Origin of the sequence: Pseudoxanthomonas beigongshangi (genome assembly GCF_016820515.1) — a bacterium.
GTDB lineage: Bacteria > Pseudomonadota > Gammaproteobacteria > Xanthomonadales > Xanthomonadaceae > Pseudoxanthomonas_A > Pseudoxanthomonas_A beigongshangi.
The window spans coordinates 73,440-93,326 of record NZ_JADHDV010000006.1; the positions used below are offsets into that span (position 1 = coordinate 73,440).

Here is a 19,887-nt window from a genome sequence, read left to right on the forward strand (position 1 = left end):
GGCAACACAGGGGAACGCAACACAGAGCAACACAGGAGAGAACCATGAGCCGCCACTCCCTCCCACGTCACCTACCGTCACCGCGATGCATCGCGGCGACGGTTTGTGCGGCTCATGGGTTGTTCCGCACCGAGAACGTGTCCGCCGCCAGGGGGCTGCGCGCACGGGTGTCCTGAAACCACCGGCCGGCTGCGGCCGGCCGGTTCCATCCACCATCGGGGTATGCGCATGAAACTGATCACCGCCATCATCCGGCCGTTCAAACTCGACGAGGTCCGAGAGTCCTTGTCGCAGGCGGGCGTGTCCGGCATCACCGTCACCGAAGTGAAAGGCTTCGGCCGGCAGAAGGGCCACACCGAGCTGTATCGCGGCGCCGAGTACGTCGTCGATTTCCTGCCCAAGATCAAGATCGAAACCGTCGTCACCGACGAACGCCTGGAAGCGGTCATCGAGGCCATCCAGCAGGCTGCCGGCACCGGCAAGATCGGCGACGGCAAGATCTTCGTGACCACCATCGACCAGGTCATCCGCATCCGCACCGGCGAAGTCGGCGCGGACGCGCTCTAACACTCGGAGCCCCACATGAAGACTCGACTGTTCGACGGGTGGAAAGCCCGTGCGCAAGCGTTGTGCCTGGCCGCCGTATGCGGCGTGATGACGATGGGGTTCGCGGCCGGCGTTTCGGCCCAGGATCCGGCGCCCGCGCCGGCATCCGCATCGGCGCAGGAAACCGCGGCACCGGCCGCCACCGAAGTTGTGGCGCCGGTCGCCGAAACCACGCCCGCAGCCACCGCGTCCGCCGAAGCCGCTCCGGCCGCCGAAGCCGCACCGGTGGTGGAAAAGGGCGACGTCGCCTGGATGCTCACCTCCACCCTGCTGGTGCTGCTGATGGTGGTGCCGGGCCTGGCGCTGTTCTACGGCGGCATGGTGCGTTCGAAGAACGTGCTGTCGGTGCTGATCCAGGTCGCCACCGTGTTCTCGCTGCTGGTAATCCTGTGGGTGTTCTACGGTTACAGCCTGGCGTTCTCGGGCGAGGGACCGTGGATCGGCAATCTCGACAAGGCGCTGCTGAAAGGCGTGACGCTGGAATCGCTGGCGGCGACCTTCAGTGCCGGCGTGAGCCTGCCGGAGTACGTGTTCGTCGCGTTCCAGGCGACCTTCGCCGGCATCACCGGCGCGCTGATCGTCGGTGCGTTTGCCGAACGGGCCAAGTTCGCCGCGGTCGTGCTGTTCTCGGTGCTGTGGTTCACCTTCGGCTACCTGCCGCTGGCGCACATGGTGTGGGCCGCGGGCGGATTCCTGTTCGAGAAAGGCGCGCTGGATTTCGCCGGCGGCACCGTGGTGCACATCAATGCGGGCATCGCCGGCCTGGTCGGTGCCTACTTCGTCGGCCGTCGCGTGGGCTTCGGGCGTGAGGCGCTGAAGCCACACAACGTGACCTTCACCTTCGTCGGCGCCTCGCTGCTGTGGGTGGGCTGGTTCGGCTTCAACGCCGGTTCCAACCTGGAAGCCAATGCCGGCGCGGCGCTGGCCTTCCTCAACACCCTGCTAGCCACCGCCGCGGCGATTCTGGGCTGGGCGGCGACCGAGAAGTTCACCAAGGGCAAGTCCTCGGCGCTGGGCGTGGCGTCCGGCGCGGTCGCCGGCCTGGTCGGTATTACCCCGGCGTGCGGCACGGTCGGACCGTTCGGCGCGATCGTCATCGGCCTGGCCGCCGGCGTGATCTGCGTGTGGGGCGTGAATGGCCTCAAGCGCCTGCTGGGCGCGGACGACAGCCTGGACGTGTTTGGCGTGCATGGCCTGGGCGGCATCGTCGGCGCGATCCTCACCGGCGTGTTCAGCGCCGCCTCGCTGGGCGGGGTGAAGGGCGAGGGTTACGACATCGCCAGCCAGGTCGGCATCCAGGCGTTGGGCGTCGGCATCACCATCGTCTGGATTGGCGTGGTGTCGGTGGTCTCGTTCCTGATCGCCAAGCTGGTGTTCGGCCTGCGGGTGGCCGAGGAAGCCGAGCGCGAGGGCCTGGATATCACGTCCCACGGCGAATCGGCCTACGAGGCCTGATTCCCGCCACCGGGCCGGCTTTGCACTAAACTGGTGCAATGCCGGCCCCGGTGACTTTCCCCATGTTTCCCGCACCCGCTCCCGATGCGCTCAGCACGCCGGTGGCCTGGGCCGATGCCGGCGGCCACATCGCCGGGGTCAACGCGGCGTTCGCCCGCTGGCTGGGCGTCAGCGCCCGGCGCCTGCAGGGACAGCCACTGGCGGCACTGGAAATGGAGGGTGACGCGATGGCGCGTTTCCTGGAAAACACCGATCACGACGTGCTGCGCCTGCACCGCATGGCGCTGGGCATGCCGGGCGGCGAGGCGCCGCGCTTCGCCGAGGGCTGGCTGTCGCGGCTGGACGGCGGCGGCTGGCTGCTGGAGGCGCACCCGGTGGACGAATTCCCGGCCCCGGATCCGACCCAGGTGCTGCCGAGCGCCCTGGGCGCCGCGCTCAAGGGGCTGGCACATGAACTGCGCAACCCGCTCGCCGGCCTGAAGGGCGCCGCGCAACTGCTGGCGCGGCGGGCCGGGCAGCGCACCGACAATGAGGACGAGCGCGAACTGATCGACCTGATCGAATCGGAAATCGGTCGCCTCAACACCCTGCTGGATCAGTTGCTGTCGCCGGCGCCGCAGCGGCCGCATGCGCCGCTGAACATCCATGCGGTGCTGGAGCGCGTGTTGCGTCTGGCCGAAACCGAGGGCGGCTGGTCGGTGCGCCTGCAACGCGACTACGACCCCAGCCTGCCGGAACTGCCCGGCGATGCGGACCGGCTGACCCAGGCGGTCTGGAACCTGGTGCGCAACGCGATCCAGGCCGGCGCCGCCAGCGTCGTGCTGCGCACGCGGGTGGAACATGGCCTGCGCATCCACGATCACCTGCACACGATGGCGCTGCGCGTGGAAATCATCGATGACGGCCGTGGCGTGCCCGAGGAACTGGCCGAACACCTGTTCCTGCCGCTGGTCAGCGGGCGCGCCGAAGGCAGCGGGCTGGGCCTGGCGCTGGCCCAGCAGGTGGCGCGCGAACATCGCGGCACCCTGACCTACCGTTCGCGTCCCGGCCATACCGTTTTCACCCTGCTGTTGCCGCCGGGGAGCGACGAGGAAGAGGAACGCCATGTCCACTGACAGCGCCACGCCCCATCTGCAACGCATCTGGGTGGTCGACGACGACCGCTCGGTGCGCTTCGTCCTTGCCACCGCGCTACGCGACGCGGGCTACGACGTGGATGGTTTCGACAGCGCCGCCGCGGCGTTGCAGGCATTGGGCGCGCGTGGCGCGCCGGACCTGCTGTTCACCGATGTGCGCATGCCCGGCGACGATGGGCTGGTGCTGCTGGACAAGCTCAAGGCCACGCATCCGCAATTGCCGGTCATCGTGATGTCGGCCTACACCGACGTCGCCAGCACTGCCGGCGCGTTCCGCGGCGGCGCGCACGAGTTCCTGTCCAAGCCCTTCGATCTCGACGATGCCGTCGCCCTGGCTGCGCGCGCGCTGCCGGATGCCGAGCAGGATGTCTCCGCGGCCATGGAACCGGCCGGTTCCGTGCCGGGCCCGCCCCGCCTGATTGGCGACACCCCGGCGATGCGCGCGCTGTTCCGCGCGATCGGGCGGCTGGCGCAGGCGCCGCTGTCGGTGCTGATCAATGGCGAAACCGGTACCGGCAAGGAACTGGTCGCGCGCGCGCTGCACCAGGAATCGCCGCGTGCGCGCAAGCCGTTCGTCGCGCTCAACACCGCCGCGATTCCCGCCGAACTGCTGGAGAGCGAATTGTTCGGCCACGAGGCCGGCGCCTTCACCGGAGCGCAGAAACGCCACATCGGCCGCTTCGAGCAGGCCGACGGCGGCACCTTGTTCCTGGACGAAATCGGCGACATGCCGCTGCCCCTGCAGACCCGCTTGCTGCGCGTGCTCGCCGAGGGTGAATTCTTCCGCGTGGGCGGGCGTGAGCTCATCCGGGTCGATGTGCGGGTGATCGCCGCGACCCATCAGCATCTGGAAACGCTGGTCGCCGAAGGCCGTTTCCGTGCCGACCTGCTGCACCGCCTCGACGTGGTGCGCCTGCAGTTGCCACCATTGCGCGAACGCCTGGCCGACGTGCCGCAGCTGGCCGACAACTTCCTGGCCGCCGCCACCCGCAAGCTGGACATCGCGCCCAAGCGCTTCTCGCACGCGGCGCAGGTGCAGTTGCAGTCGTATGCCTGGCCCGGCAACGTCCGCGAACTGGAAAACGTGTGCTGGCGATTGGCGGCGCTCGCGCCGGGCGATGTCATCAGCGGCGCCGATCTGGAAGCGGTGTTGCCGCGTGGTGGAATCCGCAATCCGCCGGCCACCTCCGCGGGCGAATGGGACGAAGCCTTGGCCGGCTGGGCCCGCGCGCGCCTGGTCGAAGGCGCCGATGGCCTGCACGCCGAGGCGCGCGAACGCTTCGATCGGACCCTGCTGGAAGTGGCCCTTGAATTCACCCAGGGCCGACGCGCCGAGGCCGCGTCGCGGCTGGGCGTGGGGCGCAACACGGTGACGCGCAAGCTGGGCCCGGGACGCAAGCGGCGCTGAATTCATTGCACCTGAATGAAGCTGAGGTTACGTTTGCGTGCTCACGCTTCCAGGAGATCGCCATGCGTACCGCACTGCTCGCCACCGTCACCGCCGTCGCGCTTGCCGCCTGCGGCAGCAACCCGAAGCCGGCGGAACAGCCCGCCGCCCCGGCCGCCACCAGCACCGCCAAGCAGGGCATCGCGAACCTCGCCTCGGCGTCGGGAAGCCTGGTCAGCGGCAAGATCACGCTGGTGCCGATGGCCGATGGCGCGCACCTGACCGGCGAAGTCGGCGGACTGCCGGCCAACAGCGCGCATGGATTCCACGTGCACGAGAAAGGCGATTGCAGCGCGGTGGACGCCAGCAGCGCCGGCCCGCACTTCAATCCGACCGCGACCACCCACGGCAAGGCCGGCGGTGGCGCGCATCATGCCGGCGACATGGACAATGTCACCGCCAACGCCGAAGGCGTGGCCCGCATCAACGTGCACCTGACCGGCGTGACTCTCGGCGGCGGCGCGCCCAACGACATCGCCGGGCGGGCACTGATCGTGCACGGCTCGCCGGACGACTACACCAGCCAGCCCGCCGGCAACGCCGGCGCGCGCGTGGCCTGCGGGATCATCACCGTCACCCAGTGACGGTCAGGCGGGAACGGCGCAACGCGTCGTTCCCGCTATCGCCCGGCTCAGGGTTGGCCCAGGGCGTCGCGCGGATCCGCATAGCCGGCGCAGTGCGCGAACAGCACCGGAATGCCGTGCGCTTCCAGTACCGCGGCGAATTGCTGCTGGCGGGCGAGGAAATGGTTGTAGGCGCGCTCCAGCCGTTCTTCGGTGGCTTCCTGCGGCGCGTAGCGCGCACGCCAGGCGGAAGGCTCGAACAGCGCGATGCGTACTTCGCCGTCCAGGTAGCGCAGCAGCGGCTCCGGCGATGCGTCCAGCCATTCTTCCCGATCCGGCGCGAGCAGCGCGGTCTCGATGATCGGCCAGAGCGAATCGAGCCCGCCGTGGCCGTACTGCATCGCGGTCATGGCGGCGAGATCATGCAGGGTCAGGTAGCGCGCGTGTTCGATCTGCGCGCCGAAGGCCTGCTGCGCGAGCAGCGCGGTATCGGCCTGGGCCATGCCGGTCTCCAGCAGGATCGCTTCCAACCGTTCGGCAACTTCGGAAACCGTATGGTTCTCGCCGCTGAGCAGGAACGGCAGCACGCGCAGCGGCCCGCCTGCCAGATCGTTCTCGGAGGCGAATGGCAGCGGGACTTCCCCGTGCTCATCCGCGCCGAAGGCGATCATCCGCGGCCCGCTGTTGCGGCCGGGCGCGCGCTGCTGCAGCTCCTGCAGGCGACGATGCAGCGGCCAGCCCGGGCGCAGCGCCTCGGCGGGGTCGAAATGCGCCGCGGCCAGGGTCAGATCCAGATCGCGGATGGCGGGCACCAGCGCAGCCAGGTCGCGGCCAATCCGCTCCACCAGCATGGCGGCGTCGGCAGGCCGCAGCGCGGCCTGCGCAGGGGCGTTTCCGGCGGAGAGTTCCAGCGCCAGGAATCCCTTCACGTCGGCGGTCGTTGCGGATGCGGTCATATCAAGGTTTGGCGGCGATGGAGGGGGGCATTACACTCTCGCATTATGCCTGCCGCCGCCGCGGCTTCCGAACCACCGCACCGTGATGAGGTCCTCCATGCCAGCCGCCCGTCCCGTCGCCATCCTCGGTGGCGTCCGCATTCCGTTCTGCCGGCAGAACACCGCCTATGCGGATGTGGGCAACCTGGGCATGTCGGTGCGCACGCTCGGCGCGCTGGTCGAGCGCTTCGGCCTGCATGGCCAGCAACTCGGCGAAGTGGCGATGGGCGCGGTGATCAAGCATTCCAGCGACTGGAACCTGGGCCGTGAAGCCACGCTGTCCTCCGGGCTTTCGCCGCTGACGCCGGGCATCACCCTGCAGCGCGCCTGCGGTACCAGCCTGGACAGCATCATCACCGTCGCCAACAAGATTTCGCTGGGACAGATCGAATCGGGCATCGGCGGCGGTTCGGACACCACCTCCGACGTGCCGATCGTCTACGGCAGGAAGCTGCGCGCGCGCATCCTCGCCGCCAATCGCGCCAAGACCACGCAGGACAAGATCAAGACGCTGGTGAAGGGCTTCAAGTTCAGCGAGCTCAAGCCCGAGTTTCCCGGCGTGGCCGAGCCGCGCACCGGCAAGAGCATGGGCGATCACTGCGAGGACATGGCCAAGGAATGGAACATTTCCCGCGATTCGCAGGACGAACTGGCGGTGGCCTCGCACAAGAAGCTGGCGGCGGCCTACGAGCGCGGTTTCTTCAGTGATCTGATCGCGCCGTTCCGCGGACTGGAGCGCGACAACATCCTGCGTCCGGACACCTCGCTGGAAAAGCTCGCCACGCTCAAGCCGGCGTTCGACAAGACTTCCGGGCGCGGCACCTTGACCGCGGCCAACTCCACGCCGCTGACCGACGGCGCGGCCGCGGTGCTGCTGTCCAGCGAGGAATGGGCACGCACGCACGGGCACGAACCGCTGGCCTACCTGCGCGACGCGCAGGTGGCGGCGGTCGACTTCGTGCACGGCGAGGGCCTGCTGATGGCGCCGACCGTCGCGGTGCCGGAAATGCTCAAGCGCCACGGCCTGACGCTGCAGGATTTCGATTTCTATGAAATCCACGAAGCCTTCGCCGCGCAGGTGCTGTGCACGCTGCGCGCGTGGGAGAGCGAGGACTACTGCCGCAACCGGCTGGGCCTGGACGCGCCGCTGGGCCGGATCGATCCGGAGAAGATGAACCCGAATGGTTCCTCGCTCGCCACCGGCCATCCGTTCGCCGCGACCGGTGCGCGCATCGTCGCCACCGCCGCCAAGGAACTGAAGCAGCGTGGTGGCGGCCGTTGCCTGGTGTCGATCTGCACCGCCGGCGGCATGGGCGTGGTCGCGATCATCGAGCGCTGATTCGCACATACACGACCGGGTAGGAGCGCCGTCCCGGCGCGAGCTCCTTCTCGTGGACGCGCGAGGCAATCGGGGACGAGCCCGCGGAACAGCTCGCGGCCGGAGGCCGCTCCTACCTCTATCCCACCCGGTGTGCGGGATGCGCGGTTTGTCAGCCGCGCAGGCGCGGCAGGCCGTGTTCGTCGCGTTCCTCGACCACCGCCGCATCGAAAATCTTCTGCTTCATGTCGCGCCCCGGCAGTTCGATCGCCGGCTCGCCGCGCAGCGCACGCAACGCGTTGGCGAAACTGCGCCGCGCGCTGGCTTCGTCGCCAACGGCGGCGAAACCTTCACCCAGTTCTTCCCATGCGTCCGCCCCGGCTCCCTGCGCCAGCGCGCGGTGCAGGAATTCCTGCGCCTGCGGCCACTGTCCCTGCTGGCGGGCAAGCCGCGCCAGCGTGACCAGCAGCGCGGGACTGGCCGGGTGCGCCTGCAGCCAGCGCTGCGCGCTCGCCCGGCGCGAATCGGCCTTGCCCACCGGCAGCCGTCCATACAGCGCGACCAGGGATTCGTCCCAACGTACGTCGATGGCCGACTCCAGGCTGCGGATGGCGGCATCTTCCCAGCGCATCGCGGCCGCGCGCTCGGCATAGGCGGCGACCACCGCGGGATCGTTGCGCAGCGGCTTGGACAGGGTTTCCCAGCGCTCCGCCAGCACGTTGGCGTCGCCGGCCTCGCGCACCGCGCGGGCAGCCAGTTCCTTTTCCAGCGTATCGAGCCTACCGCCCGACAGTGACTGTTGTTGCTTCATCGCGCCCAGCAGGCCATAGGCTTCGCCACTGCGATTGAGCTGGGCGAGCGCCTGCGCGCGCAGCGACAGTCCGCGCGGCGGCAGCGGCTGCGCGGCAGGGGATTCCAGCGCGGTCAGCGCTTCGATTGGGGATTGGCGGGCCAGCGCGCGATCGGCGGTGGTCAACGCATGGGCCGCCGCGCTGCGCTGCGCGAGCGCTTCCAGATGGCGGCGGGCGGCGGCCTCGTCCTCGCGGGCATCGGCCGCGCGCACCGCGGCGATCCGCGCGATTGCGCCCACTTCATCATCCTCGGCGGCGCGTTCCAGCAACTTTTCCGCACGGTTCCAGTGGCCGCCATGCAGGTTGTCCAGGCCCTCGATCAGGCGCGCGCGCGCCTGCTTCCGGCGATGCCGAGCCCAGGCGCGGAACGGCAGGGTCAGCAGTTTGAGCAGCAGCCAGATGACGCCGGCGACCAGCAGCAGCGACAGCAGCGCGCGCGGCACGTCGGTTTCCCAGTCGTTGCCGCCGAACTCCACGAATACCCGGCCAAAATCACGAGTGTGTTCCTGCGCCAACCATTGCGCGGCGAACACGCCCACGGCCAGCAGGATCAGCAGGATGACGGTGGTGCGGAACACCTTCATGGCACGGTCTCCTCCTCCAGTCGGGTCGCCGTGGCAGCGGGAGGCGGCGCGGTGAAACCCGCGGAGCGCAGGCTGCGCAGCTGTTCCAGGGTACTGCCCAGCAGCGGCACGTCGTCTCGCAGCGGCAGCCGGCGCATCGCCGCCAGCTGCTGGCGACCCTGACGCAGTGCCGGTGAATCCGGCCACAACCGGGTGATCCATTGATCGATGCGGTTCAGCGAGGCTTGGAAGCCGGCCGCGTCGCCGCGTTCCAGCGCCGCGTGCGCCAGGCTGATCTCGATGCGCAGCGCGGCTTCGCCGGCATTGCGATCGGAGGGAGCGACGAACGCCGCCTGGCGGCTCGGCCGCACGTCCACCAGCGGCGCCAGCCAGCGCTGCCAGCGGCGTTGCTCGGTCACCGCCGACGCCGCTGCCGTGCGCTGCGGCAACCCCGCCAGGCCTGCGGCGAAAGCGTCCAACTGCCGGCTCAGGCGCGCGCGTGGTCCCGCACCCTGCGCCTCCAATGCCTGGCGCTCCTGCGCGAGGGTCTGCTTCAGATTGAGCAGACGATGATCGTCGATGCCTTCCAGCGCGCCGGCAGCCAATGCGTAGGCACGACGGGCACCGTCGCGATCATCGGCCACGCTCAGCCGCTGCCCGGCCAGCGACAGCAGCATCTCCACTTCGTCCAGGCGCAGGGCCTGCGCGCCGTGGCGGCTCGGGTCGGACAGCTTGGCGACGCTTTCCTCGAGCAGGGCGCCGCGCTGGCCCAGGCCCAGCACTTCATCGCGCAACACGCGGTTGGTCGCGGCCGCGTCCTGGACACGCTGGGTCAGCGTGCGTTGATCGCGACGCACCGATTCCAGCCGCTGTTCGATGGCGCCCAGGCGTTGCGCGGCATCGGCGGCTTGCGCCTGTGCCTGCGCGTCGCGCGCCTTCCAGCCGCGCCAGCCCAGCGCAGCGACGGCGGCCAGCGCGATCAGCGCCAGCAGCCACATGAACGCACCGCGGCCGCCGCGGCGATCCCGGTTACCGGAAGGAGAAGGGGAAGGGTTTTCGTCGTTCACTCGACCGTCCTTGTTGTCGTTCTGGCGGGCGTCGTGGGCTCATGCTAGCGGATCGGGCCGCGACAGGGCGGTTTCCGCGGCGTCCAGCATGTGCGCGTTGCGAGGTCCGGCGGCCTGCAGCACGCGCGCGAAACCGGTTTGCGATGCCTGCGTCGCGAGTCGTTCGCTGGCGGCGATCGCCGGCAGGCGCCGCAGCGTTTCGAGTGCGGTCGACGGCAGTTGCGCCACCAGCCGTTCGAGCGCACCGCCGCTGCTGATCAACACGCAGGCCGGCGCGCGCAACTGTTCCAGCGCCCGCAGGCTGCGCGCCGACACGGCCACGTCCGTTCGTTCATAAACGTCGGCGCGTTCCAGGCGGGCACCGCGCTCCGCCAGGCCGGGCGCCAGCAGGTTGCGGCCGGCCGGCGCGGTCACGAAGCCGATCCGTTTGCCCGCGATCGCTTGCAGTTCGGGCAGGGCCAGCAGGCCTTCGCTGTCCATCCGCGCAGGCGCCGAGACCCGAGCGATGCCCTGGCGACGCAGCGCGTGCGCGGTGCCACTGCCCACGGCGAGCCATGTCTGTCCCGGCGCGGCCTGCAGATGCTGCAGGCTCGCGGCGGCGGCAACGGCCGCCGGGCTGGTGAACAGCACGAGGTCGCCTTGCAGGGCACGCGCCAGCGCTGCGCGCGCGGCTTCGTCCCCGCGCACGGCGATCCGCCACGGCGACAACGCCAGCAGCCCGGCGCCGCGCCGCGCCGCCGCGCGGCGCAGCGCCTCATGCCCGCCCTGCGGCCGCAGCGAGATCACGTACCATCCTGCGTCTTTATCCGAAGCCATGGGCGGATTATCCGTGATGAATGCCGAAGCCGCGCTGGATCGCCTGCGTGCGTATTGTCGCGGGATGCCGCCGGTCGCCGCCATGCAGGTGGAAGTTGCCGGCTATGCGGATGGCGTATTGCGCCTGACGGCTCCGCTGGCGCGGAACGTCAATGACAAGGGCACTGCGTTCGGCGGCAGCCTGACTTCGCTGATGACGGTGGCCGGCTGGGGACGGGTCACGCTCGGCCTGGATCTGGCCGGCGAATCCGCCGAAGTGTATGTGGCGGACAGCAACATCCGCTATCTCGCGCCGCTGCGTTCGGATCTGCAGGCAGAAGCCCGGCTGGCGCCGGGCGAGTCCTGGGAGACCTTCCTGGCCACCCTGCGCCAGCGCGGGCGGGCGCGGATCCAGGTCGAGGCGGTGGTGTACCTGCCCGATGGCGGCGCGGCCACCACCTTGAGCGGTCGTTTCGTCGCCATCGCGAGGCGGTAGGATGGAGGTACCTGTGGGGGAGGGGAACCGATGCCGATGAGCCTGCGCTGGGTACTGCTGGTGGTCCTGGCGATCGCCGCGTTCGGTGTGCAGGCCGCGGGAGGGCGGCAGCGGGCCAAGCTGGAACAGGCCCAGAACGCCTACGCGGCGGCGATTCGCTGGGGCGATTTCGAAGGCGCATGGACCTTCGTCGAGCCCGCCTACGCCGCGGCGCACCCGATGGGCGAATTCGAGCTGCGGCGCTACGAGCAGGTCCAGGTATCCGGCTATCGCGACCTGTCCAGCCTGGTGGAACCGGACGAGGTGGTCGTGCGCCTGATCGAGGTCCGGGTGATCAACCGCCATACCCAGGCCGAGCGAACCCTGCGCTACCGCGAGCGCTGGCGCTGGGACGCCGAGGGCAAGCGCTGGTGGCTGGTCGGTGGCCTGCCGGACTTCTGGGAAGGCGAATAGCGCCCCCGCCGCAGTCCGCGCCGCTATGCGACAATCGCGGTTTGCCCAGACCCGCGTATTCCCGTGAGTTTCGAAAAACTGCAGGCGTTCGTCGCCCATAGCCCGGTCCTGTCGCTGCTGCTCGTCGGCCTGACCGCGGTGATCATCTACACCGAAATCGCCCGCCTGTTCCGCGGCTACAAGGCCCTGCGCCCGGCCGAGCTCACTGGTCTCATCAACCGTGAGAACGCGTTGGTGGTGGATCTGTCGGCCACCGGCGATTTCGAGAAGGGGCACATCGCCGGCAGCCGCAACGTCGCGCCCAGCCAGTTCGACCCGGAGAGCAAGCTGCTGTCCCCGGCCAAGGCGCTGCCGGTGGTGATGGTGTGCCGCAATGGCCAGGCGTCCGCGGACGCGGCCAAGCGCCTGAAGAAGGCCGGCTTCACCCAGGTGTACTGGCTGGATGGCGGCATCGCCGCCTGGCAGCAGGCCGACCTGCCGCTGATCAAGGGCCGCTGAGCCGCCCTTGATTCCGGGCGGGCGCGTCGCCAAGACATGCCATAATCACCCTCTTTACTTTCCGTTCAACCGAATTCCCGGAGTTTCGAAATGTCCGAAGAAACCAACAACGGCGCCGTCGCGCCGGCCGAAGCTGGCGCCGCGTTCACCGTCGAGAAGATCTACGTCAAGGACGTTTCGTTCGAAGTCCCGGGTGCGCCGGCCATCTTCACCGAGAACGTGCAGCCGGACCTGCAGCTCAACCTCAACCAGCGCGTGCAGCGCCTGAACGAGAACGCGTTCGAAGTCGTGCTCGGCGTCACCCTGACCTGCAAGGCCGGCGACAAGACCGCGTACGTGGCCGAAGTCCAGCAGGCCGGCATCTTCGGCCTGGTCGGCCTGGAGCCGCAGGCGGTCGACGTGCTGCTCGGCACCCAGTGCCCGAACATCCTGTTCCCGTACGTGCGCCAGCTGGTCAGCGACCTGGTCCAGTCCGGCGGCTTCCCGCCGTTCTTCCTGCAGCCGATCAACTTCGACGCCCTGTACGCCGAAACCCTGCGCCAGCGCGCCGCGCAGCAGGGTGGCGACGGCGAACTGGCCAACACGGAACCGGCGGGCAACGCCTGATTCATGAGGCACAATCCCGTCGTGGCGCGAACCGCGCCGATGGGGGTGACGCATGGCTGATTCGTTGAGGATCGCCGTCCTCGGCGCGGGCTCCTGGGGCACCGCGCTGGCGACCCTGATGGCTCGCAACGGCCATCAGGTCGTGCTGTGGGGCCGCGACGAAAAAGTCGCGGCCGCGATCGATGCGCAGCACGAGAACCCGCGCTACCTGCCGGGCATCGCGCTGCCGGAAAGCCTGCGCGCCACCACCGATCTCGCCACCGCCATGCAAGGCGCCGAACTGGTGCTGGTGGTGGTGCCGTCGCATGCGTTCACCGAAACGCTGAAGCTGGTCGCCCCGCTGCGGCCGGCCGGCGCCGGCGTCGCCTGGGCCACCAAGGGCTTCGAGCCCGGTTCGGGACGCTTCCTGCATGAGGTCGCCGAGGAAATCCTGGGCGCGGACGTGCCGCTGGCCGTCGTCACCGGCCCGTCCTTCGCCAAGGAAGTCGCACTCGGCCTGCCGACCGCGGTCACCGTGCATGGACATGACGCCGGCTTCGCCCAGTTGATGGCCGAAGTGCTGCATGGCCCGGCGTTCCGCGCCTACACCGGCGACGACATGGTCGGCGCCGAACTGGGCGGCGCGATGAAGAACGTGCTGGCCGTGGCCACCGGCGTCGCCGATGGCATGCAGTTGGGACTGAATGCGCGCGCCGGCCTGATTACCCGCGGCCTCAACGAGATGTTGCGACTGGCCGCGGCAATCGGCGGCAAGCCGGAAACCCTGATGGGCCTGGCTGGCCTGGGCGATCTGGTGCTCACCGCCACCGGCGATCTCTCGCGCAACCGGCGGCTGGGCCTGGCGCTGGGGCGTGGCCAGCCGATCCAGGAAGCGATCCGCGAAATCGGCCAGGTGGTCGAATCCATGCAGGCCGCCGACGAAGTGATGCGCCAGGCGGAGCGGCACGGCATCGACCTGCCGATCTCCAGCGCGGTCCGTGCCGTGTTGCATGGCGAGATAACGCCCACGCTGGGCCTGCAGCAACTGCTGGCGCGCGAACAGAAACCGGAATATCCGGAGACGCTGTTCAAGTAAGCCGTCGAGCGGATCGAGGATGCAGAAAGCCCGGTCATTGGCCGGGCTTTTTTATGGTTGCCGGGAAGTGGACTCGCCATTCGGTGGTTGAGGAGCATTTGCTCTTCTACCAAGAGCAAATCCTCCTTTACCTGCTGCGCAGGTGCCCGCCCCCTTTTTCGCTTTCAACAGCCGAATGACTGATCAAGGGGGCTATCAACGACTCGACCGCCTAGGGAAACCCGCTTCGCCTCCCCCTTCGAAGAAGGGGGACCGAGGGGGATTTGCTCTTGGCGCGAAATGTAGCCGCTCCTCAACCACCGGATGGCGGGCCATCTCCATCTTCGAGGCCGGAGAAACGGCATTCGCGCCGCTTGGACCAGAAAAGAGAAGCCCGGCTTGTGGCCGGGCTTCGGGTCGCGACGCGGGGAGAGAGAGACACGTCGCGGGAGGCGGTGTGGCTTCCTGGATTACCAGCTGAAGCGCGGACCGACGAACCACTGGGTATCACCACCGTCGACGACCTTCACGTCGGCCGAGGCGCTCCAGTTCGGGGTGAACTTCACCTGCGCGCCGAGGCGGCCGTAGAAGTCACCGTCATAGTCGTCGCCGTCTTCGTAACCGGCCAGGGCATAACCGTTCAGGCGGTTGGTCAGTGCGCTGTTCACGCCGACTTCGACGCTGTAGCCATCGGCGCTGAAACCGGGAACGCGGATGCCGGACGGGGTGGTGAAGCGATCGGTCTTGACCTTCTCGTAGGCCACGCGGGTCAGCAGGTCCACGCGCTTGGACAGCTCGTGGTTGTAGCCGACGCCGACGCGCCACTGGTCGAAGTCGACCTTCACGTCGTCCACTTCCTGCTGGCTGTAATCAGCGAACAGGTGGAAGTTCGGGTGGATGGCCACCGAGCCCTTCAGCGCCCAGCCGTCGGAATCCGGACCATCGATGTTCGTCTTGGTGTAGCCGCCTTCCACGTAGTTGTAGGAGACGCCATCGGCCGCGGAGGCGGCGAACGGCAGGGCGGCCAGCAGGGTCAGGGCAAGCAAGGACTTCTTCATACGCTCAAACCTCTATTTTTTTAGTTGGTATCCAGCGCTGAGGAGGTGATCCGTTCGCTGCTGGTGATGTGAATTATCCGTTAGCGCCCTCAATGTGCCCTGAATATCAAACTGAGCAGTACATAAATTGAAGAGTGATTTGCGGAACTTTCGGCACATGAGCAGGCGGCCGAAAAACGCAGGCCGACGCGCAAAGTCAGCCTTTCATCACGTGCGGGATTCCTGCACGCATCCCACACCGGCGACGACCTAGCGTTGCGGGTGTCGAGGAAAGGAAACGAGGAGCAGGTCATGGCCGCATCATCCCCGCACGAAAAAGCGCACGACGGCAATCATCGGGCATCGGGTCACTACAGGCGCCTGCTGGTGATGATCGCGCTGTCCTTCGCGGTCATGTACCTGTTGATGTATGCGATGGTCGATCGTCCCGGCAACGTCTTCCACAATCTCAACCAGATCTACATGGCCGGCTTGATGGCGGCGCCGATGCTGCTGATCGAGGTTCTGCTGATGCGGAGCATGTATCCGGATCGCCGGCTCAACCTGCTGTTGGCTTTTTGCGCACTTGTCGTCGCACTGGTGTGCTGGCTGGGAATCCGCGGACAGTGGGCCATCGGTGACCAGCAGTTCCTGCGCTCGATGATTCCCCACCATGCGGGCGCCGTCCTGATGTGCCGGAAGGCGGAACTGGACGCGCCGGATCTGCGCCGCCTGTGCGACGGCATCATCCGCGGCCAGGAAGCCGAGATCACGCAGATGAAATCCCGGCTGGAATGACGGCGTCGGCGACCCTGCTTGTGCCGGAACCGCGTCAGGCGTTCGCCGGCACCCTGCGCCGGAACAGATACAGCACCGCACCGATCACCAATGCGACCGCGGCGGCAAGCAGGTTGCCGATGTTGGCGCTGGCGAGCAGGCCGAGCGACAGGATCAGCGCGGCCAGCGGAATCAGCGGGCCACCGGGCAACTTCAGCGCGCCTAGATGGTCGGCGTAGCGGCGCTGCAGCACGAGCACCGACAGTGTGGTGCCGATGTAGGCACACAGGCGTGCCACCACCGACAGCAGCGCGAGCTGCACGAAAGAGCCGGACAGCGCCAGGGCCAGAGCGAGCACGCCCTGGGTCACGATCGCCACCGCGGGGGTATGGAAGCGCGGGTGGATGCTGGCGAGCGCGCGCGGGCCGAAGCCGTCTTCCGCCAGCGAATACAGCACGCGGGGACCGAACAGCATGGTGTTGCTGTTCGTGCCGAGGATGGAAATGGTCGCGCCGACGGTCAGGATCAGGGCCAGGCCCTCGCCGCTGAAACTGGCGGCGGCATCCGCCAGCGGCGTCTTCGACAGGGCCAATCCCGCCAGGGTGCCTTGCGCGACCAGCTGCACCGCCGCATAGATCAGGGTGACGGTGGCGATCATCGTGAGCAGCGCGAACGGCACGTCGCGTCGCGGATTCTTGAACTCGCCGGCCGCCGCGGGGATGTTCTCGAAACCGGCATAGGCGAACAGCAACAGCAATGCCGCCTCGCCCAGATTGCGCATAGGCGGCAGTTCCCCGCTGCGAAGCAGATCGATATCGATGTAGAACACGCCGATGAGGATGAACAGCGCCAGCGGGAGCAGCTTGCCGATGACCAGCGCCACGCCGGTGCGTGCGGCCGACTTCACGCCGATGACGTTGATCAGGGTCAGCAGGCCCAGCGAGCCCACCACGACCGCCAGGCGTCCGCCACCGGACGCGGCTGGCGCCCAGAACCGCGCGGTCGCATCCGCCAGGCCGTTGCTGAGCGCCGCGGCCGAGGCGATGCGGGTCAGCCAGACCATCCAGCCGATCTCGAAGCCGACGAACGGGCCGAACGCTTCCCGCGCATACAGGTAGCTGCCGCCGGGCTGATCGAAATAGCTGGCTGCCTGCGCGTAGCACAGCACGAGCAGGGCAACCGCGAGGCCTGCCAGCAGCACCGCCCATACACTGGCCGGACCCAGCAGCACCGCAGTGGCGGCCGGCAGTAGATAGATGCCGCTGCCGATGACGTCATTGATCGATAGTCCGACGATCTGCCAGCGGCTGACCGCGCGCACGAAGCCGGGATTGGGGGTGGCGTCGCTCATGGGGCGGCCTCCGTGATCGCGGGCAATTGCCAGTCGGCGCGCAGGCGCCGGTACTCGGCCTCGGGCAGCAACACGAACACCGGATGCCGCTTGTCATCCAGCCAGGCGAGCAGGCGATCCATCATCGGCTCGGCCATGGCGGTGCAGCCCGCGGTCGGTTCGCCGGGCGCCTTCCACAGATGGGCGAAGATGCAACTGCCGGCGCCACTGACGTTGTCGGGGTTGTGCTGGATCACGAAGCCTTCCTTGTAGCGGACATCGCCATCGGCGTGCAGGTCGCGGCGCATCGGTTCGGTCGAGCCTTCGACCGCGGCCGCGCCGACCGCGTCGCGGTCGACGATGCGGTTGTAGAGCGGCGAGGCAGGCACGTCGATGCAGTAATGCGACGCGTGCATGGACGCATAGGCCAGCCCGGTATCGCGCTGGGCGGCATAGCCGAAGGCTTCGCCCAGGGTGAACACGCCGGCTGGCGCCCTGCCGTCGCCTTCCCGTTTCTGCGGGCCGTCCGCCTGCGCGGGATGCAGGCCGCGTCCCCACGCGGCACCGCTGCGGCCGATGGTGACCGGCACCGGCGATTCCGTGGCACGCCAGCTCTCGCCGAGGCGTTCGAACGTCTGCATCCTCCCCCCGCTGGCGTCCCAGCCTGGCGTTACGATCAGGATCAGTTGTTGCGCCTGCCGCCAGGCCGATGCCACCTGCGCCGTCACCGGGGAGGACGCCGCATGGGCCGGAAGGCTGGCCGCCAGGGCGGTGGCCAGCACGAGGTTCGACAGCGCGAAGCGGAACACAGAGGCCATGGCGGCTCCGGGACGGGGATCAGGAATCCAGCAGGTGCTGGATCCTTTCCAGATTGATGTTCAACTGCCGATGGCGGTCGTCGTGGTTGTGGCACAGCAGGACGAACAACACGTCCAGCAGGTACTGCAGCGAGGAACGATAGAGCAGCGCTTCGACGTGCGGGGCGGAATCATGCGCCGATACCACCAGCGATGTGTCGGCATGCGCCCGCAGCGGGTTGGACGTATGCCGGGTGATCGACACCACCTTGCCTTCGGCGTCCTGGAACTGCCGGCTGATCTGCGAGAGCGTGGGCAGTTTGCCGAACTCGGAGAACACCAGCAGCACATCGCCGGGACGGGCCGCCGACAGGTTGGCCATCATCAGGATGGGATCGGCATGGTGCACGGTCAGCACGCCCAGCAGCGACAGGCGCATCGCGAACTCGCGCGCGAACAGGCCATCGTCGCCCAGGCCATAGACGAACACCTTGCCCGCGCCATGGATCAGGCCGGCGATGTGTTCGATGTTGGCTGGCGGATTGAGCAGCCGGGTTTCTTCCTCGGCGGCGGCCTTGCCACGGCGCAGGCCGGCCTCAAGGCGCTGGTAGGCGCTGTTTTCGCCTTCCGCGTCGCCCGCGTCTTCGGCCTGCCGCGGCTGCGGCGCGCCGCCATTGCGGGCCACGGCCTCGCCGATGGAGAACTTGAGATCCGGATAACCCTTGAAGCCGAACTTCTGCGCGAACTTCACCACGCTGGACTGGCTGATGCCCAGCGCGCTGGCCAGTTGCTGCGAGGAGTAGTCGCGCAGCAGGTGGGCGTTCTCGAGGATGAAGTCGGCGATGCGGCGTTCGATCGCCGACATGTGGTCGCGTTCGGATCGGATTTTGACCAGGGGCGGCATGTGCGCTCTTTATCCCATCCTGTGTCGGGTCGGTCCAGGGGTCAGACCGAAATCAGTTCCAGGCCATGGATGGTCTGGATGCCCAGCCCCGGCGCGTCGGTGATGGAGATCTCTGATTCGTTGAAGATGACCCCGCCCTCCACCGGGTTGAACTGGCACAGCGAGGGGCCGTCCAGGTCCACTTTGGTGATCGATTGCGATTTGGCGACCGCCAGGTGCACCGCCGCGGCAACGCTGATGCTGGTTTCCAGCATGCAGCCGATCATGCATTCCACGCCGTACAGCGAGGCGATGTCGGCGATGCGCACCGCGTTGGAAATGCCGCCGGTCTTCATCAGCTTGATGTTGATGATGTCGGCCGCGCGCATCTTGATCAGATCGATGACCTCGGTGGGGCCGAACACGCTCTCGTCGGCCATCACCGGTGTATGTACCCGGTCGGTGACGTACTTCAGGCCATCGATGTCCTGCGCCTTGACCGGCTGTTCCAGCAGTTCGAGCACCACGCCGGCGTCTTCCAGGTTGTGCATGGCGAATACCGCCTGCTTGGCGGTCCAGCCCTGGTTGGCGTCCAGACGCAGCAGCGCGCGTCCTTCCACCGCCGAATAGATTGCCTTGACCCGCTCGATGTCCAGGCCGATGTCCTTGCCCACCTTGATCTTCAGCGATTCGAAACCACGCTCGACCGCGTTGATCGAGTCGGCCACCATCTTGTCGATGTAGTCGACGCTGATGGTGATGTCCGTGGTGATTACCGGATCGCCGCCGCCGAGTATCTTGTAGAGCGGCGCGCCATACAGCTGGCCGAACAGATCGTAGACGGCGATTTCGACCGCGGCCTTGGCGCTGGTGTTGCGCTCCAGCGCGGTCTGGATGAGGTGGGTGATGTGGTTGAGGTTGGCGATTTCCTGGCCGATCAGGCGCGGTTTGATGAAACGCGCGATGGCCTCGATGATCGAACCATGGGTATCGCCGGTGATCACCGCGGTGGCCGGCGCTTCGCCGTAGCCGACATGGCCGGTATCGGTGCGCACGATGACCACGATGTCCTCCACCGTATCGACCGTGCGCAGGGCCGTCTTGAAGGCGGTTTTCAGCGGCACGCGCAGCATGCCGAACTGGATGTCGGTGATTTTCAT

At 68.0% G+C, this 19,887-nt stretch carries 21 protein-coding genes; 12 read left to right on the top strand and 9 right to left on the bottom strand.

Features of this window, described 5'->3' with window-relative positions; all coding sequences use genetic code 11:
* Nucleotides 1–228 precede the first annotated feature (228 nt).
* The 5 genes from IQ458_RS06260 to IQ458_RS06280 all read left to right on the top strand — a co-directional run bounded on the left by IQ458_RS06260 (nucleotide 229) and on the right by IQ458_RS06280 (nucleotide 5,228).
* The gene (locus IQ458_RS06260; protein WP_055941078.1) at nucleotides 229–567 is read left to right on the top strand and encodes a P-II family nitrogen regulator; all 339 of its coding nucleotides are present in this window, start codon (nucleotides 229–231) and stop codon (nucleotides 565–567) included.
* A gap of 93 nt (nucleotides 568–660) precedes the next feature.
* Complete coding sequence (locus tag IQ458_RS06265; protein WP_425504644.1) at nucleotides 661–2,061, top strand: ammonium transporter; 1,401 nt, start codon at nucleotides 661–663, stop codon at nucleotides 2,059–2,061.
* Nucleotides 2,062–2,123: 62 nt separating this feature from the next.
* Nucleotides 2,124–3,176 (top strand): two-component system sensor histidine kinase NtrB, encoded by a 1,053-nt coding sequence (locus tag IQ458_RS06270; RefSeq protein WP_183640219.1) that lies wholly within the window; start codon nucleotides 2,124–2,126, stop codon nucleotides 3,174–3,176.
* The gene (ntrC, locus tag IQ458_RS06275; protein WP_183640222.1) at nucleotides 3,166–4,605 is read left to right on the top strand and encodes a nitrogen regulation protein NR(I); all 1,440 of its coding nucleotides are present in this window, start codon (nucleotides 3,166–3,168) and stop codon (nucleotides 4,603–4,605) included. Before IQ458_RS06270 ends, ntrC begins: the two co-directional genes overlap by 11 nt.
* 56 nt (nucleotides 4,606–4,661) lie before the next feature.
* Nucleotides 4,662–5,228 carry a superoxide dismutase family protein gene (locus tag IQ458_RS06280; protein WP_425504645.1) on the top strand — a complete coding sequence of 189 codons (567 nt, stop codon included), beginning with the start codon at nucleotides 4,662–4,664 and terminating at the stop codon, nucleotides 5,226–5,228.
* Nucleotides 5,229–5,275: 47 nt separating this feature from the next.
* Here the strand turns inward: IQ458_RS06280 and IQ458_RS06285 are convergent, their stop codons facing one another.
* Entirely contained in the window at nucleotides 5,276–6,163 is an 888-nt protein-coding gene (locus tag IQ458_RS06285; RefSeq protein WP_203322246.1) for a hypothetical protein, read from the bottom strand.
* A 97-nt stretch (nucleotides 6,164–6,260) separates the two neighbouring features.
* Between IQ458_RS06285 and IQ458_RS06290 the strand changes: the two genes are divergently transcribed.
* The gene (locus tag IQ458_RS06290) at nucleotides 6,261–7,541 is read left to right on the top strand and encodes an acetyl-CoA C-acetyltransferase (RefSeq protein WP_183640232.1); all 1,281 of its coding nucleotides are present in this window, start codon (nucleotides 6,261–6,263) and stop codon (nucleotides 7,539–7,541) included.
* Between the two features lie 151 nt (nucleotides 7,542–7,692).
* Here the strand turns inward: IQ458_RS06290 and IQ458_RS06295 are convergent, their stop codons facing one another.
* The 3 genes from IQ458_RS06295 to IQ458_RS06305 form a co-directional block, all read right to left on the bottom strand.
* Entirely contained in the window at nucleotides 7,693–8,955 is a 1,263-nt protein-coding gene (locus IQ458_RS06295) for a heme biosynthesis HemY N-terminal domain-containing protein (RefSeq protein ID WP_183640235.1), read from the bottom strand.
* Nucleotides 8,952–9,932, bottom strand: coding sequence for a uroporphyrinogen-III C-methyltransferase (locus IQ458_RS06300; RefSeq protein ID WP_203322307.1), 981 nt, complete (start codon nucleotides 9,930–9,932; stop codon nucleotides 8,952–8,954). Before IQ458_RS06300 ends, IQ458_RS06295 begins: the two co-directional genes overlap by 4 nt.
* A 108-nt stretch (nucleotides 9,933–10,040) precedes the next feature.
* On the bottom strand, nucleotides 10,041–10,817 hold the full coding sequence (locus IQ458_RS06305) for a uroporphyrinogen-III synthase (protein WP_203322247.1): 777 nt from the start codon (nucleotides 10,815–10,817) through the stop codon (nucleotides 10,041–10,043).
* Between the two features lie 16 nt (nucleotides 10,818–10,833).
* On the opposite strand from IQ458_RS06305, the gene IQ458_RS06310 reads away from it, so the two are divergent.
* From IQ458_RS06310 to IQ458_RS06330, 5 genes are all read left to right on the top strand, one after another.
* Complete coding sequence (locus IQ458_RS06310) at nucleotides 10,834–11,292, top strand: YiiD C-terminal domain-containing protein (RefSeq protein ID WP_235996641.1); 459 nt, start codon at nucleotides 10,834–10,836, stop codon at nucleotides 11,290–11,292.
* A gap of 36 nt (nucleotides 11,293–11,328) precedes the next feature.
* Complete coding sequence (locus IQ458_RS06315; protein WP_183640242.1) at nucleotides 11,329–11,745, top strand: hypothetical protein; 417 nt, start codon at nucleotides 11,329–11,331, stop codon at nucleotides 11,743–11,745.
* 63 nt (nucleotides 11,746–11,808) lie between these two features.
* Complete coding sequence (locus tag IQ458_RS06320; protein ID WP_183640245.1) at nucleotides 11,809–12,243, top strand: rhodanese-like domain-containing protein; 435 nt, start codon at nucleotides 11,809–11,811, stop codon at nucleotides 12,241–12,243.
* A gap of 90 nt (nucleotides 12,244–12,333) precedes the next feature.
* Complete coding sequence (secB, locus tag IQ458_RS06325; RefSeq protein ID WP_183640248.1) at nucleotides 12,334–12,849, top strand: protein-export chaperone SecB; 516 nt, start codon at nucleotides 12,334–12,336, stop codon at nucleotides 12,847–12,849.
* A gap of 52 nt (nucleotides 12,850–12,901) precedes the next feature.
* Nucleotides 12,902–13,924 (top strand): NAD(P)H-dependent glycerol-3-phosphate dehydrogenase, encoded by a 1,023-nt coding sequence (locus IQ458_RS06330; protein WP_183640251.1) that lies wholly within the window; start codon nucleotides 12,902–12,904, stop codon nucleotides 13,922–13,924.
* Between the two features lie 449 nt (nucleotides 13,925–14,373).
* Here the strand turns inward: IQ458_RS06330 and IQ458_RS06335 are convergent, their stop codons facing one another.
* Nucleotides 14,374–14,961, bottom strand: a complete 588-nt coding sequence (locus tag IQ458_RS06335; protein ID WP_183640254.1) for an OmpO family porin — start codon at nucleotides 14,959–14,961, stop codon at nucleotides 14,374–14,376.
* Nucleotides 14,962–15,252: 291 nt separating this feature from the next.
* Between IQ458_RS06335 and IQ458_RS06340 the strand changes: the two genes are divergently transcribed.
* Complete coding sequence (locus tag IQ458_RS06340; protein WP_203322248.1) at nucleotides 15,253–15,738, top strand: DUF305 domain-containing protein; 486 nt, start codon at nucleotides 15,253–15,255, stop codon at nucleotides 15,736–15,738.
* A 34-nt stretch (nucleotides 15,739–15,772) separates the two neighbouring features.
* Here IQ458_RS06340 and IQ458_RS06345 read toward each other — a convergent pair whose 3' ends face one another.
* The 4 genes from IQ458_RS06345 to IQ458_RS06360 are packed head-to-tail and all read right to left on the bottom strand — an operon-like array spanning nucleotide 15,773 to nucleotide 19,887.
* Nucleotides 15,773–17,068 (bottom strand): APC family permease, encoded by a 1,296-nt coding sequence (locus IQ458_RS06345; RefSeq protein ID WP_203322249.1) that lies wholly within the window; start codon nucleotides 17,066–17,068, stop codon nucleotides 15,773–15,775.
* Nucleotides 17,065–17,865, bottom strand: a complete 801-nt coding sequence (locus tag IQ458_RS06350; protein WP_203322250.1) for a L,D-transpeptidase family protein — start codon at nucleotides 17,863–17,865, stop codon at nucleotides 17,065–17,067. The genes IQ458_RS06345 and IQ458_RS06350 overlap by 4 nt, the downstream gene beginning before the upstream one ends.
* A gap of 19 nt (nucleotides 17,866–17,884) precedes the next feature.
* Nucleotides 17,885–18,748, bottom strand: a complete 864-nt coding sequence (locus IQ458_RS06355) for a MurR/RpiR family transcriptional regulator (RefSeq protein WP_183640259.1) — start codon at nucleotides 18,746–18,748, stop codon at nucleotides 17,885–17,887.
* A gap of 41 nt (nucleotides 18,749–18,789) precedes the next feature.
* Nucleotides 18,790–19,887 carry a dipeptide epimerase gene (locus tag IQ458_RS06360; protein ID WP_183640269.1) on the bottom strand — a complete coding sequence of 366 codons (1,098 nt, stop codon included), beginning with the start codon at nucleotides 19,885–19,887 and terminating at the stop codon, nucleotides 18,790–18,792.

Coding starts and splice junctions, on each gene's coding strand:
- IQ458_RS06340 (WP_203322248.1), top strand. CDS start 15,253: ATGGCCGCATCATCCCCGCACGAAAAAGCGCACGACGGCAATCATCGG.
- IQ458_RS06300 (WP_203322307.1), bottom strand. CDS start 9,932: ATGTGGCTGCTGGCGCTGATCGCGCTGGCCGCCGTCGCTGCGCTGGGC.
- ntrC (WP_183640222.1), top strand. CDS start 3,166: ATGTCCACTGACAGCGCCACGCCCCATCTGCAACGCATCTGGGTGGTC.
- IQ458_RS06345 (WP_203322249.1), bottom strand. CDS start 17,068: ATGAGCGACGCCACCCCCAATCCCGGCTTCGTGCGCGCGGTCAGCCGC.
- IQ458_RS06335 (WP_183640254.1), bottom strand. CDS start 14,961: ATGAAGAAGTCCTTGCTTGCCCTGACCCTGCTGGCCGCCCTGCCGTTC.
- IQ458_RS06350 (WP_203322250.1), bottom strand. CDS start 17,865: ATGGCCTCTGTGTTCCGCTTCGCGCTGTCGAACCTCGTGCTGGCCACC.
- IQ458_RS06305 (WP_203322247.1), bottom strand. CDS start 10,817: ATGGCTTCGGATAAAGACGCAGGATGGTACGTGATCTCGCTGCGGCCG.
- IQ458_RS06265 (WP_425504644.1), top strand. CDS start 661: ATGGGGTTCGCGGCCGGCGTTTCGGCCCAGGATCCGGCGCCCGCGCCG.
- IQ458_RS06270 (WP_183640219.1), top strand. CDS start 2,124: ATGTTTCCCGCACCCGCTCCCGATGCGCTCAGCACGCCGGTGGCCTGG.
- IQ458_RS06315 (WP_183640242.1), top strand. CDS start 11,329: ATGAGCCTGCGCTGGGTACTGCTGGTGGTCCTGGCGATCGCCGCGTTC.
- IQ458_RS06310 (WP_235996641.1), top strand. CDS start 10,834: ATGAATGCCGAAGCCGCGCTGGATCGCCTGCGTGCGTATTGTCGCGGG.
- IQ458_RS06355 (WP_183640259.1), bottom strand. CDS start 18,748: ATGCCGCCCCTGGTCAAAATCCGATCCGAACGCGACCACATGTCGGCG.
- IQ458_RS06295 (WP_183640235.1), bottom strand. CDS start 8,955: ATGAAGGTGTTCCGCACCACCGTCATCCTGCTGATCCTGCTGGCCGTG.
- IQ458_RS06285 (WP_203322246.1), bottom strand. CDS start 6,163: ATGACCGCATCCGCAACGACCGCCGACGTGAAGGGATTCCTGGCGCTG.
- IQ458_RS06290 (WP_183640232.1), top strand. CDS start 6,261: ATGCCAGCCGCCCGTCCCGTCGCCATCCTCGGTGGCGTCCGCATTCCG.
- IQ458_RS06360 (WP_183640269.1), bottom strand. CDS start 19,887: ATGAAAATCACCGACATCCAGTTCGGCATGCTGCGCGTGCCGCTGAAA.
- IQ458_RS06260 (WP_055941078.1), top strand. CDS start 229: ATGAAACTGATCACCGCCATCATCCGGCCGTTCAAACTCGACGAGGTC.
- IQ458_RS06330 (WP_183640251.1), top strand. CDS start 12,902: ATGGCTGATTCGTTGAGGATCGCCGTCCTCGGCGCGGGCTCCTGGGGC.
- secB (WP_183640248.1), top strand. CDS start 12,334: ATGTCCGAAGAAACCAACAACGGCGCCGTCGCGCCGGCCGAAGCTGGC.